Consider the following 13,054-nt stretch of genomic DNA (forward strand, 5'->3'; position numbering starts at 1 on the left):
GTCGTACTCGGCCCGGGCCGCGCTGATCGCCTCGCGGTGCCGCTCCGCCCAGCTCGTCAGGCCGACACCGAGGGCCAGCACGAACGCCGACGCGGGCGCCGCGCCGATCCGCGCGACCGAGTCGGGCGGCGCGGCCACCGCCTCGGTGACCTGCTGGGTACGCCAGCACCAGCCCCGATCGTCGGCGTAGCCGTGCAGGCCGCCGGCCCGGGGCGCCGGCGGGTCACGGGTGGTCAGCGCAGCGGGCGCTTGAGGTGGTAGCGGTGGACCTCGGTGCTGCCCTGCACGTTGTTCACGTCCTCGGCGGCGGAGACCAGTTCCCAGCCCTCCCGGCCGACCCGGTTGAGGTGGGCGATGGCGGTGTCGCCGTACGCGGTCACGTCGGTGCGTGACCCGTCCGGGCCGTACCACACGAACGAGACGTGGAAATTGCGACCCTGCCCCTGATACCGACGAACGAGCAACGCGTACTCCCAGGCAACCATTCGTCCATTATCAACAGTCGAACGGGCTCAGGAAACACGGACGGTGCCGGAAGGCTGACACTGCGGTGCCACCTGCGCTGCGATGGTGTCGGTGACCAGCGCGGCGAGCCGGTCCAGCCCGAGATCGATCGACTCCGGTGTGACAGCGCTCACCGACAGCCGCAACGCGTTCACCGGTGTGCCCGCGTCATAGAAGTGCGCCATCGGGGTCCAGAGCACGCCGTACTCGCTCGCCGAGCGGTGCAGCAGCGCGTCGTCGACGGCGAACGGCACGTTCACCACCACGAAGAACCCGCCCGCCGGGACGGTCCAGGTGACCGGACCGCCTTCCGGGAAGCGCCGGGCCAGGCCGTCGACCAGATGCCGCAGGTTCCGGGCGTACGCGGCCCGCTCCCGCACGTTCGCGGCGACCAGCGAGCAGTCGTGCGCCAGCAGCGCGCCGCCGATCACCGCCTGGCTGATCGGTGACGTGTTCACGGTGACCATGCTCTTGATCTTGGCGAGGTGGTCGGCGAGCGGCACCACGGTGCCGTCGGTCTCGCTGACGCGCTGGTCGGCCACCACGTAGCCGACCCGCGCGCCGGGCAGCACCGTCTTGGCGAACGAGCCGAGGTAGACCACCCGGCGCGCGGTGTCCAGCGCCTTGAGCGTGGGCCGCCGCGCGGTGCCGCCGGCCGGGAACAGGCCGTACGGGTTGTCCTCGATCAGCAGCAGGTCCTCCTCGGCGGCCAGGTCCAGCAGCCGCCGCCGCTGCGCGGTGTCCATGCTGACGCCGGACGGGTTGGCGAAGTCGGGCATCACGTAGCAGCCCCGGGGCCGCAGCCCCTCCGCGCGGGCCCGGCGCACCCCGGCGCGCAGGTCGGCCAGGTCGACGCCGTCCGGCCCGCCGGCCACCGGGCGCACCGGCAGGTCGACCAGGCGGGCCGCGCCGGTGAGCCCGACGTACGTGGGCGCCACCGCGAACAGCACGTCGTCCGGTCCGGCCCGCAGCGCGCGCAGCACCAGGAACATCGCCTCCTGGCAGCCGACCGTCACCACCATCGACTCCGGGTCGACGGTGAGGCCCTCGTCCACGGCGAGGTGCCGGGCGATCAGGTGGTGCACGATGCCCTTGGTGCGGCCGTACTGCAACAGCGTCCGGTCCACACCGGCCCGGTCCAGCCCGACGTCCTCGGTCAGGTGGCGGCGGAAACGGTCCAGGTGCGCGTGCAGCAGCGTGGAGTCGAAGAACTCCTCGTACGGCCGCCCGGCCGCCAGCGACACCGCGTCCGGGTAGTGCTGCGCCACCTCGTTGAGGAAGTTCATCGAGTTCAGCGCCGGGTCGCCGACGCTGCCGTGCAGCGCCGTGACGGCCAGGTCGACGGGTTCCACGTCAGCCTCCGATCCGGGTACGCAGCCGCCGGGCCGAGGCCGGGTCGGGGCAGCCGCTGAGGATGAGCGCGTCGCGCAGTTCCGCCGCGAGCAGCGCGAGCGCCGCCTCGGCGCCGGCCCGGCCGCCCGCCGCGAGCGCCCAGAGCAGCGGCCGGCCGAGCAGCACGCCGTCCGCGCCGAGCGCCAGCGCCCGCAGCACGTCGACGCCGCCGCGGACGCCGCTGTCCAGCAGCACCGAGCAGCGCCCGTCCACCGCGCCGACCACCTCGGGCAGCACGCTCACGCTGGCCGGGGCGGCGTCGAGCTGCCGTCCGCCGTGGTTGGAGACCACCACGGCGTCCACGCCGGCGTCCGCCGTGCGGACCGCGTCGCGCGGGTCCAGGATGCCCTTCACGAGCAACGGCACCCGGGTACGCGCGCGCAGCCACTCCAGGTCCGCCCAGCTCAGCGCCGGGGCGAACACCGCGCCCGTGTGCACCGCCACCGCCGAGACACCCGGGGTGCCCTGGTGGGCCAGGTCGTCCCGCCCGCCGGGCAGGTTCGCGGCGGTGACGTGCGGCGGCAGCGCGAAGCCGTTGCGCGCGTCGCGCAGCCGCCGCCCCAGCACCGGCACGTCCACCGTCACCATCACCGCCGCGCAGCCGGCCGCCTCCGCCCGGTCCAGCAGGTCGGCCACCAGTGCCCGGTCGCGCAGCCAGTACAGCTGGAACCAGGCAGTCGCGCCGGTCGCCGTGATCTCCTCGATCGGCGTGCTGGACAGCGTGCTGATCACGTACGGCACGCCCGCCGTGCGCGCCGCCGCCGCAAGCGCCGGCTCGCCGCCGGGGTGCAGCAGCCGCTGGTACGCCATCGGCGCGACAGCCACCGGCAACGCGGCCCGGCCACCGGGCAGCGTCGCCTCGGTGGACGGGTCCTCGACCCCGGCGAGCATCCGGGGCAGCACCGCCACCCGGTCCAGCGCGGCCCGGTTCGCGGCCAGGGCGGTCTCGGTGCCGCTGCCGCCGTCGACGAAGTCCCACACGTCGGCCGGCAGCACGGCCCGGGCCAGCGCGGCGAACTCGGCCAGGCTGGCCGGCGGCACGAACCCGTCCGCCGGGTCGCCGGGCGGCCGCGTGTCGCGGGCCGGGTCAGCCATGGCCGTCCGAGCCCACAGCGCTCCCGGCCGCCACCGGTCCGGCCGGCTCGGGCACCGCGCCGTCCGGGCCGGACGCCGCGTCGAGCCCGAACGAGCGGCGCAGGAAGACGGCGGCGCGTTCCTGGGCCTCCCGGCCCGCGTCGAACACGCCGGGCATGGCGAAGAACCCGTGCACCATGCCCGGGTAGTCGACCGTCTCGGTGGGCACGCCGTCCTCGCGCAGCCGAGCCGCGTACCGCAGGCCCTCGTCGCGCAGCGGATCGTGCCCGGCGGTGATCACGAGCGCCGGGGGCAGGCCGGACAGGTCCTCGGCGAGCAGCGGCGACGCCAGCGGGTGGGCGGCGTCGCCGGGGTCGGCGAGGTAGTGGCCGCGGTACCAGCCGACCGAGTGCTTGTTGAACAGCAGCGGGTCCTCGTCGCCGGCCGGCCGGCGCCCGGGCCGCTGGTCGGTGTTCGGGTAGACGAGCAACTGGGCGGCCAGCCGGGGGCCGCCGTCGGCCCGGGCCAGCAGCGTGACCACGGCGGCCAGGTTCCCGCCCGCGCTGTCGCCGCCCACCGCCAGCCGGTCCGGGTCGACGCGGAACTCGGCCGCGTGCGCCGAGAGGTGCCGCAGCGCGGCGTGGCAGTCCTCCACCGCCGCCGGGAACGGGTGCTCCGGGGCGAGCCGGTAGCCGACAGTCACGGTCTGGGCGCCGGTGAGGTTGACCAGCCGGCGGCAGATCCCGTCGGCGGTGTCGACGCTGCCGAGCGTCCATCCGCCACCGAAGAAGTAGAGGAGCGTGGGCAGCGGACCGTCGCCGTCCGGCCGGTGGATCCGCACCGGCAGCGGCCCGGCCGGGCCGGGCACCGTCGTGTCGCGTACCTCGGCGACCGGCTCGACCGCGCCGGAGCCGGCACGGATCGCGGCGAGGTCGGCGGCGCGGGCCTGCGCGAGGGTCTGGGTGTAGAGCGGCACGGTGCCGGCGGCGGCCCGCGCGGCCCGCCACGCGACCACCTGTGGATCGAGTGTCATCAAGCCTCCCCGGTGGTGACGAAGAGTTTGTCGATACCGCGCAGGAACAGGCTCCCGCTGTACGTGTAGGGCTGGGTGACGGCGAGCCGGGGGAAGCGCGCGAACAGGCGCGGCAGCGCCAGCCGGCCCTCCAGCCGGGACACCGCCGAGCCGAGGCAGAAGTGCAGCCCGACGCCGAAGGCCAGCGACGGCGGCCCGGCGCGGTGCGGGTCGAAGCGGTCCGGGTCGGGGAACCGGGCCGGGTCGCGGTTGGCGGCGGCGATGAGCAGCAGCACGTTGTCGTCGCGGCTGATCGGCACGCCGCCGAGGTCGACGCCGGCCGGCGCGGAGCGGGCCAGGAAGTGCACCGGGCTCTCCATCCGCAGCACCTCCTCGACGCAGCCGCTGGCCAGCGCGTCGTCGCCGGGCAGGGCGGCGGTCACGTCCGGGTGGTCCAGCAGCAACGGCAGGCCGTTGCTGAACATGTAGACGGTGGTGACGAAACTGGCGTTGAACAGCACGATCAGGTTGCTGATCAACTCGTCCTCGGTGAGGTCGACGCCACCCGCGTCGAGCACCTCGACCAGCCCGCTGATCAGGTCGTGCCCGGGCGTACGGCGCCGGTGGGCGATCAGGTCCCGGTAGTAGACGCGCAGCTCCTCGGCGGCCTGGTTGGCCCGCGCCAGCCGCTCCGGCGTCTTGCCGGCGACGTCCATGTACTCGTCGATCCAGTCGACCCGCTGCCGGTACCAGGCCAGGTCGGCGGCGGGCAGGCCGATGAACTCGGCCATCACCAGGGCCGGGACCGGGTACGCGAAGTCGGCCACGAAGTCCACCTCGTGCCCGCCCGCGCCCGCCTCGGCCATGTGGTCCAGGCGTTCGGCGACAATCCGCTCGATCACCGGCTCCAGCGCGCCGAGGCGGCGCGGCGTGAACGTCTTGGCGAACACCGCGCGCATCCGGGTGTGGTCCGGCGGGTTGACGAACATCATCGAGGTGAGGAACGTACGCAGGATCTCCTGCTCCTCCCAGCCGGGCGGGAAACCCTTGTACCAGCCGGGATCGCGCAGGATCTGGTCGACCACATCGTACCCGCCCGCGACCGCGCTGACAGTGCTGTGCTCGGCCCGGGCCGGAACGGCGCTTATCGGCCCGTGCTCGTGCAGGGCCGTATAGAAGGGATAGGGGTTCTGCCGGCCCTGTTCACTGTAGAGCCCGGTCAGGATCTCGCTGACGTCCACTGTCTTTCCTCCCCAGGAAACGGCGGCGGGGGCGGCGTCGTGTCGACCGCCGCCCCCGCCCGGTGTCACAGTCCGAGCAACTTCAGTGGCACGGCGTTCGCCATCGCCGCGGCACCCGTGTCGTTCGGGTGGATGTGGTCACCAGAGTCGTACGCCGGCAGCAGCCGGGTCGGCTGGGCCGGATCCCGCATCACCGCGTCGAAGTCGACGACGCCGTCGAACTCGACCCGGCCGGGCCCGCGCAGCCAGGTGTTGACGGCCTGACGGGTGGCGTCCTTCTCCGGCGTCCACACGCCCGGCCCGCCGTTGCCCTCGTACGGCATGAGCGTGCCGGCGATGCTGGTCAGGCCGCGCGCCTGGACCTGCCGGTTGATCTGGCGCAGCGAGGCGATGATCGCCTCGGGGCTGTCGCCGTTCATCCAGATGTCGTTGATGCCCAGGTGGGTGATGACGGTACGCACCCCGGTCTGCGGGAACACGTCCTCGTTGAGCCGGGCCAGCGCGTTCGGTCCCAGCTCGTAGTAGCCGGGGAATCCGCCCGCGCCGGGCTCGGTGCCCTCGTGGTTGAGCCGGTTGCCGGCCAGGCTGAGGTTGAGCACGCCCGGCGTACGCGGATCGGGCCGGGCGTCGATCAGCCGCTTGGCCAGGAAGTCCGGCCAGCGGCGGTCGGCGTTGACGGTGCTGCCGTTGCCGTCGCCGATGGAGTCACCCAGCACCACCACGGAGCCGGGCGTGACCTTGCGTTCCACGTCGATGCCGGACAGGAACATCCAGCAGCAGTTGGGCCGGATGGTGAAGCCGGCGCCGTCGGCAGCCGACGTGAGGTCGGTGGCGCCGATGAAGTTGGTGACCTTGGACTGGCCGTGGAACGTGACCGGCCCGGTGAGCACCGGGAAGTACAGCGTGACGACCAGGTCCTCCTGCTCGGCCACCCGGAAGTCCACCGGATCGCTGAGCAGTTCCGCGCCCTTGTTGACGGTCGCCGAGCCGCCACCGGAGAACGTCAGCTGGCGGACGCTCGCCGGGACGATGTCGGACAGGTCGTCGGGGGTGGCGGTGTTCGGCCGGGCGATCGTGGCGCGGCCGACCTGGACGGCCTGCTGGCCGTACAGGTTGGTCAGCCGCACCCGCAGGCGCGGCCCGCCGACCGAGGTCTGCACTGTCATCCGGATGCTCTGGTTGTTCAGCCCGGTCTCGGTCAGGCCCACGTTGTTCCCGCGGGTCACCGCCGCGGCCCAGGTTCCGGCCCACTCGGCGCGCCCGTGCCCGGCGCCCTCGTTCCCGGTCGGGCCGGCGCTCGCGGTGACCGCCGGGGTGGCGGCGATCAGGAGCGTGACGGCGGAAGCTATGACGTGCCATCTCTTCGGGGTCGGCATCGATCCTCCATGGTCGGCAGCCCCGGGCGTGACGCGGTCGGCGACCCGGCCCGGGCGATGGACCGGAAACTAGCTTCCGGCCGTGACGAGCGTCAATCAACCTGATCGACATGATCAAATGCCCGCGGGACGGGACGCGACGACGATCGGCTCTGTCCGCCGTGGACCGCCGCTGCCTAGGCTCGGGGCTGGCGGCGGTGCGGTCGCCGACTCCGGCACCTGCCGTCATGTCCCGGCCCTGACCTGGCCGGACGCCGCTCGCGGACCATGATGGGGGCTGCCCGATGACCGACCGGCCGAACTACGTGCACGAGGCGCTGGAGCTGTTCGCCGGGTTCGGCGACCGGGAGGCGCTCGTCGGCGGCGGACGCCGCCTGAGCTACCCCCAGGTCGCCGCCGAGGTGCGCGGCCTGGCCGCCGCGCTGCGCCACCACGGGGTACGCCCCGGCGCGGCGGTGCTGGTGATGCTCGGCAACACGGTCGAGGGCCCGCTGCTCCAACTGGCCCTGCACCTGCTCGGCTGCCGGAGCATGTGGGTCGCGCCGGTGACCTCGCGGCGGGAGGTCGACGAGTTCGTCGCGCTGTCCGCGCCGGAGGCGTTCGTGTACGACGCGCGCGACCCGCAGGCGGCGCAGGTCGCGGCGGGGCTGTCCGGCGTACCGCTGCTCTGCCTCGGCCCCGGCGGTGCCGGACCGGACCTGACCGCCGGAACCGGCGAGCCGGCGGCGGAGCTGCCCGCCGGCGGGCCCGCGCCCGAGTCGTTCCTGCAGACCAGCGGCACCACCGGCACGCCGAAGCTGGTGCACCACCGGGAGAGCTTCTACCGGCAGGTACTCGCCCTGGCCGCCGACTTCCGGGGCGCCGGGTTCCCGCTGCTGCGGCACCTGTCGCACTCCCCGATGTGGCTCGCCAGCGGCCAGATCACCACGCTGTTCAACCTGTTCACCGGCGGCGTGCTGTTCCTGCGCGAGCAGTGGGACCCGGCCGCGTTCATCGCCACCGTGGACGCCGAGCGGCTGACCTCCACGTTCGTCACCCCGCCGATGCTGTACGAGGTGCTCGACCACCCCGACCTGCCGGGCGCCGACTTCTCGGCGATGTTCATGTTCAACGTGGGGGCCGGGCCCGCCGCGCCGGCCCGGCTGCGCCAGGCCATCGCCCGCTTCGGCCCGTGCCTGCGCATCGTGTACGGGCTCAGCGAGGCAGTGGTCATCTGCGCGCTACCGGGGCTCACCGAGGACCCGGAGCACCCGGAACGGCTGCGGTCCTGCGGGCGCCCGTACGGCGACGTGACGGTGCAGATCCGCGACGCCGACGGGCGGGTGCTGCCGGCCGGCGAGGACGGCGAGGTGTGGGCGCGCACCAAGCTGAGCTTCGCCGGCTACCACGGACAACCCGAGCTGACCGCCGACACGCTCGTCGACGGCTGGGTCCGCGCCCGCGACATCGGGCACCTCGACGCCGACGGCTACCTCTACCTGGTCGACCGGTTACAGGACCGGATCCTCACCCGGCAGCGCAGCTGGCCGATCTACTCCCGCCCGATCGAGGACGTGCTCGCCGGCCACCCCGAGGTACGCTCCGCCGCCGTCATCGGCGTACCGGACCCGGTGGCCGGGGAGCTGCCGCACGCGTACGTGGTGCCCGCGCCGGGCGCGTCGGTGACCGGCGAGGAGCTGATCGCGCTCGTGGTCCGGGAACTCAGCGAGACCTGGGCGCCCGGCGCCGTGGAGTTCGTCGACGCGCTGCCGCTCAACCGGTCGGCGAAGGTGGACAAGCGGGCGTTGCGCGCCCGGTACGCGGCCGCACACCCGGCCGGCGCCGACCCGATCGGCAGTCCGGCGTGAACCCGCGCCGGGAGTTGTACACCCTGGTCGGCGCCGACCTGCTGTCCAACCTCGGCACCCGGATCTCGGTGGTCGCCATCCCGTGGCTGGTGCTGGAGACGACCGGCAGCCCCACCAAGATGGGCCTGGTGGCGGCGGCGGAGACGCTGCCGTACATGCTGTCCAGCGCGCTGGCGACACCGTGGGCGGACCGGTTCGGGGTACGCCGTACCTCGGTGTTCGTGGACGCCGCGAGCGCCGCCGCGATGGCAGTGGTGGCGCTGGCGCCCTGGCTCGGGTTCGGCGCGTTGCTGGTGCTGGTGGCGGTCGCCGGCGGGCTGCGCGGCATCGGCGACCGGGTCAAGCACGTGCTGTTCAAACCGGCCGCCGAGCGGGCCGGGGTGCCACTGATCCGGCTCACCAGCGCCTACGACGGCCTGGCCCGGGGCATGACGCTGTTCGGCGCGGTGCTCGGCGGGCTGCTCATCGACTGGGTCGGGCTGACCCGGGCCATCTGGATCGACGCGGCCACGTTCGCGGTCTGCGCGCTGCTGATCGGCGTGCTGGTCCGGCCGCCCGCACCGGCCGAGCCCGCGCCCCGGGAGCCGTACCTGCGGGCGCTGCGCGGCGGCTTCGCGTACCTGCGCACCGACCGGACGTTGATGACGATGCTGCTTGTGGTGTCGGTGTCGAACATGTTCGCCAACGCCAGCGTCGCGGTCTGGATCCCGCTCTGGGTCAGCCAGGTGCTCGGCGACCCGGCCGGGTTCGGCCTGCTGCTGGGCGTCTTCTCGGCCGGCGCGCTGCTGGGCAACCTGCTGTTCACCATGCTCGGCACGCGGCTGCCCGCCGGGACGACGTTCGCGCTGGGGCTGACGCTCAGCGGCGCGCCCCGGCTGCTCGCGCTGGCGCTCAGCGACGACCTGGTCGTGGTGCTCGTGGTGACGTTCCTGTCCGGCATCGGCATCGCGGCGGTGAACCCGCTGCTCGGCGCGGCGCTCTACCAGCGGGTGCCGGGCGAGTTGCAGACCCGGGTGCTGGGCATCTCCGGATCGGTGGCGTTCCTCGGCCTGCCGGTGGGTGCGCTGCTCGGCGGCTGGTCGGTGGCGCTGCTCGACCTGACCCCGGCGCTGCTGGTGATGTCGGTGGTCTGCCTGGTGCTCACGGTGGGACCGCTGCTGCTGACCCGCGCGTCCCGGCGCCCGGCCGTGGAACCCGCAACGCCCACCCCGGTCTGAGCCCGCCGGTCCGGGCCACGGTGTCGGGGGCCGGCGGTAGGGTCGGGGCCATGGCGACCTGGGACGACGTGCGGCGCATCGCGCTGGCGCTGCCGGAGACCACCGAGCGACCCACGTACGACCAGGCGCCCGCCTGGCGCGTCCGCGACAAGTCGTTCGTCTGGGAACGGCCGCTGCGGCGCGGCGAACTCGAGTCGCTCGGCGACGCCGCGCCGGACGGCCCGATCCTCGGCGCGCGGGTGCCCGACCTGGGCGCCAAGGAGGCGCTGATCGCCGACGACCCGGCGGTCTACTTCACCACGCCGCACTTCGACGGCTACCCGGCCGTGCTGGTCCGGCTCGACCGGATCGACGTGGACGAGCTGACCGAGCTGGTCACCGAGGCGTGGTACGCGCGCGCCCCGAAGCGGCTCGCCACCGCCCACCGGGCGGAGACCGCGTGACCGGCCCGGTGGAGGCGATCGTCTTCGACATGGACGGCACGCTCGTCGAGTCGCACGCGGTCGTGCCCGCGGCGTACCGCGCGGCGGTGCGGGCCGGCGGCGGTCCGTCGTACACCGACGCGGAGGTCATCGCCGGCTACTCGCTCGGCTCGCCGGCGGACCTGCTGACCCACCTGCTGCGGCGGCCGGCCTCCGGCGAGGACCTGGACCGCTACCACACCGAACTGGCCGCGCTGGCCGGGCGGGTACGCGTCTACCCCGGCGTCGCCGACGCGCTCGCCGCGATCGCCGCGCGGGTGCCGGTGGGCGTGTTCACCGGCGCGAGCCACCGGGCCGCCGAGATCCTGCTCGACCGGGCGGGCCTGCTCGGTCACTTCCAGGTCGTCCTCGGCGGCGACCAGGTCGACCGCCCGAAACCCGCGCCCGACGGCGTGGAGGCGGCCTGCCGGCACCTCGGCGTGCCGCCCGGCCGCGCCGCGTACGTGGGTGACTCACCACTGGACGTACGCGCCGCCCGGCACAGCGGCGCGGTGGCGGTGGCAGCCGCGTGGGGCCACCAGTACGACCCCGACGAGCCGGCCGACCTCAGCCTGTCCCGGCCCGGGGAGCTGCTGGCCCTGCTGCCCTGAGCCTCTTTCCCCGCGCGGGACGCTCGGCTAGCCTGCCGGGCATGCCATCGACGTTGACCGAGGCGACGGACCCGTACTGCCTGCGTCCCGGGGAGGCCGCCGAGCTGCTGCGCGGGCACCGGTGGCGGCGGTTCGTGGTGCTGGGTGACAGTGTCGCGGAAGGGCTGTGCGAGCCGGCCGACGGCTATCCGGATCTCCAGTGGGCCGACCGGATCGCCACCGAGCTGCGCGCGATCCGGCCGGAGCTGGCCTACCTGAACCTGGGCCGGCGCGGACTGCGCGCGCACGAGGTCCGGGCGACCCAGCTCGCCGACGCGCTGGCCTTCGAACCGGACCTGGCCCTCGTGGTGTGCGGCGGCAACGACGCATTCCGGTCCGCCTACGACCCGGACGCGGTCGACGCCGAGCTCACCGCCATGATCACCGCCCTACGGGAGACGGGGGCGGACGTGATCACGGTGGGCATGTTCGACGTGTCGCACAGCCCGGCGGTGCCGGACGCGCTACGCGCGGGCCTGGGCGAGCGGATGCGCCGGCTGGCCCGGCACACGAGGGCGGTGGGCGAGCGGCTGGGAACGCTGCACGTCCACCTCACCGACCATCCGCTGGTGGCCGACCCGTCGCTGTACAGCAGCGACGGCCGGCACGGCAGCGCACGCAGCGACGCCGTAGCCACCGCCGAAACCCTGAAGGTCCTCTCCACCCACCTCCCCCACCCCTGACCCGCCCTCCCCCTCCCGCCCCGCCCCCCGTCGATCATGAAGTTGACGGCACTGTCCGCCCCTTTTGTCCCCGCCAACTTCATGATCAGCGGGATCAGGAGCGCCGAGGGCCAACCTGCGGCCCGGATCCGCCTCGTTGACCAAGGAGTTTGCGGCGGTGACACGCCCCGATGAGGACACAAACTCCTTGATCAACGCGCTGGGGCGGGCGGGGCGGGGAGCGAGGGACGGGGGTGGCGGGCGGTCAGTCGGTTAGGAGGATGCCGGTCAGGAGGACGCCTCGGGCCAGGTTGAGGACCTCGTCGCAACCCGGGTAGCCGACCCGGGCCAGCGCGCCGGATCCGGTGCGGTCGAACAGGTACGGCGCGAGGCTGTACGGGACGTCGGCGGTGACCGTCTCACCGGTCTCGATCTGCACGAAGTCCATCGCCACCCGGTCCGCCTCGTGGTAGCGCTGCAGGATGTTGCCGCCCTCGGCGATCGCGGCGCGCACCCCGTCCGCCCATGCCCCCGGGTTCATCTCCCGGCCGATCAGCACCCCGTGCCCGGCCGATCCGCCGGCCGGCTTGGCGACCAGGTCGGCCTGCTCGGCGAGCGCCCGGTCGAGCTGGTCGGCGGTGAGCGCCACGGTGTGCGGCACGTACCGGCGGATCAGCGTCCGGTCGTCCTCCGGCAACAGGTCCAGGTCTTCCCAGAGCCAGGCGTAGTTCAGCTTGTTGCTGAGCAGCCAGGCGGCGCTGCTGACGAACATCGGCAGCGTGCCGGCGGCGAGCGCCCCGGACACCGCGTCCAGGCCGGCGCTGGGGGTGACCCGGTTGGGCACGAACAGCCGGAACAGGGCGTCCACCGGGGCACCGCCGACGACCAGCCGGTTCCGCGCGTCCAGCGTGGCGGTGGCGACCGGGGCGATGACCAGGTCGATGCCGAACGGCCGGGCCTGGTCGATCAGCGGGGACAGGATCCGGATGAACGTCTCCGGGTCGTCCAGCCCCGGGTAGTCGGCGTCGAAGTCCATCAGCAGCGCCACCCGGGCGCCGTCGGGCAGGCCGAGCGTGTCCCGGATGGCCACGAACCGCTGATCCAGCAGGGACGGCGCGGGCCGCGCGCCGTCGAGCAGGTCATGGGTACGGTAGAGCTCGGCGTACCGCTGGATCACTGTGTCGGCGTCGAAGCCGCCGCCGAGGCTGCTGTCGATGTTGTACTCCACGATGCACGGCACGCCGCCGGAGAACAGCACGTCCGGCCGGTACGCGGCGAGCAGCCCCTCGTGCAGCTCCTCGTCCGGGTCGAGCAGCCGGGTCTCCCCGTCCGGCACGTCGAGCAGCAGGCGCAGCTCACCAGCGGTACGGGCGCGGCGCCGGCAGGCTTCCAGGATGAGCTGCGCGATGCGGTCGCAGACCTCGTTCAGCTCGCGGAACGCGTCGGCGGTGAACACGGGCGGGCGGGCCAGCCGCCACTGCTTGTTGTACGTGGCCCGGCCGTGGAAGACCTTCTCCCACGCCGCGGCGCCGGTGGCCACCATCGCGGTACGGGTGGACTCGGGCAGGTCGGTCCACGCCTGGCCGAGCGGCGGCCACGTGTAGTTCGGGTCCATCGT

General features: G+C 73.9%; 12 protein-coding genes. 5 read left to right on the top strand and 7 right to left on the bottom strand.

Annotated features, from left to right (window positions below):
* Nucleotides 1-233: 233 nt before the first annotated feature.
* The 6 genes from AB0B20_RS24275 to AB0B20_RS24300 all read right to left on the bottom strand — a co-directional run bounded on the left by AB0B20_RS24275 (nucleotide 234) and on the right by AB0B20_RS24300 (nucleotide 6,572).
* Complete coding sequence (locus AB0B20_RS24275; RefSeq protein WP_013286617.1) at nucleotides 234-485, bottom strand: hypothetical protein; 252 nt, start codon at nucleotides 483-485, stop codon at nucleotides 234-236.
* A gap of 27 nt (nucleotides 486-512) precedes the next feature.
* Nucleotides 513-1,856 (bottom strand): PLP-dependent aminotransferase family protein, encoded by a 1,344-nt coding sequence (locus AB0B20_RS24280; protein ID WP_357387697.1) that lies wholly within the window; start codon nucleotides 1,854-1,856, stop codon nucleotides 513-515.
* Nucleotide 1,857: 1 nt separating this feature from the next.
* Complete coding sequence (locus AB0B20_RS24285) at nucleotides 1,858-2,991, bottom strand: alpha-hydroxy acid oxidase (protein ID WP_357473672.1); 1,134 nt, start codon at nucleotides 2,989-2,991, stop codon at nucleotides 1,858-1,860.
* The gene (locus tag AB0B20_RS24290; RefSeq protein ID WP_357473675.1) at nucleotides 2,984-4,003 is read right to left on the bottom strand and encodes an alpha/beta hydrolase; all 1,020 of its coding nucleotides are present in this window, start codon (nucleotides 4,001-4,003) and stop codon (nucleotides 2,984-2,986) included. The genes AB0B20_RS24285 and AB0B20_RS24290 overlap by 8 nt, the downstream gene beginning before the upstream one ends.
* Entirely contained in the window at nucleotides 4,003-5,223 is a 1,221-nt protein-coding gene (locus tag AB0B20_RS24295; protein ID WP_357473678.1) for a cytochrome P450, read from the bottom strand. Before AB0B20_RS24295 ends, AB0B20_RS24290 begins: the two co-directional genes overlap by 1 nt.
* Nucleotides 5,224-5,288: 65 nt before the next feature.
* Nucleotides 5,289-6,572 (bottom strand): SGNH/GDSL hydrolase family protein, encoded by a 1,284-nt coding sequence (locus tag AB0B20_RS24300; protein ID WP_357473841.1) that lies wholly within the window; start codon nucleotides 6,570-6,572, stop codon nucleotides 5,289-5,291.
* A 311-nt stretch (nucleotides 6,573-6,883) separates the two neighbouring features.
* Here AB0B20_RS24300 and AB0B20_RS24305 point away from each other — a divergent pair, with 311 nt between their 5' ends.
* The 5 genes from AB0B20_RS24305 to AB0B20_RS24325 are packed head-to-tail and all read left to right on the top strand — an operon-like array spanning nucleotide 6,884 to nucleotide 11,457.
* Nucleotides 6,884-8,446, top strand: a complete 1,563-nt coding sequence (locus AB0B20_RS24305; protein WP_357473681.1) for an AMP-binding protein — start codon at nucleotides 6,884-6,886, stop codon at nucleotides 8,444-8,446.
* Nucleotides 8,443-9,663 carry an MFS transporter gene (locus AB0B20_RS24310; RefSeq protein WP_357473684.1) on the top strand — a complete coding sequence of 407 codons (1,221 nt, stop codon included), beginning with the start codon at nucleotides 8,443-8,445 and terminating at the stop codon, nucleotides 9,661-9,663. Before AB0B20_RS24305 ends, AB0B20_RS24310 begins: the two co-directional genes overlap by 4 nt.
* 50 nt (nucleotides 9,664-9,713) lie before the next feature.
* Nucleotides 9,714-10,106: an MmcQ/YjbR family DNA-binding protein gene (locus AB0B20_RS24315; protein ID WP_357473687.1), complete on the top strand. Its 393-nt coding sequence runs from the start codon at nucleotides 9,714-9,716 to the stop codon at nucleotides 10,104-10,106.
* A complete protein-coding gene (locus tag AB0B20_RS24320) occupies nucleotides 10,103-10,735 on the top strand; it encodes an HAD family hydrolase (RefSeq protein ID WP_357473690.1) in 633 nt (210 codons plus the stop codon). Before AB0B20_RS24315 ends, AB0B20_RS24320 begins: the two co-directional genes overlap by 4 nt.
* 41 nt (nucleotides 10,736-10,776) lie before the next feature.
* Nucleotides 10,777-11,457, top strand: coding sequence for an SGNH/GDSL hydrolase family protein (locus AB0B20_RS24325; RefSeq protein WP_357473693.1), 681 nt, complete (start codon nucleotides 10,777-10,779; stop codon nucleotides 11,455-11,457).
* Between the two features lie 244 nt (nucleotides 11,458-11,701).
* Here AB0B20_RS24325 and AB0B20_RS24330 read toward each other — a convergent pair whose 3' ends face one another.
* Nucleotides 11,702-13,051: a hypothetical protein gene (locus tag AB0B20_RS24330; RefSeq protein WP_357473696.1), complete on the bottom strand. Its 1,350-nt coding sequence runs from the start codon at nucleotides 13,049-13,051 to the stop codon at nucleotides 11,702-11,704.
* Nucleotides 13,052-13,054 lie beyond the last annotated feature (3 nt).

The organism is Micromonospora sp. NPDC049151, from assembly GCF_040648395.1.
In the GTDB taxonomy this organism is placed as follows: Bacteria; Actinomycetota; Actinomycetes; order Mycobacteriales; family Micromonosporaceae; genus Micromonospora.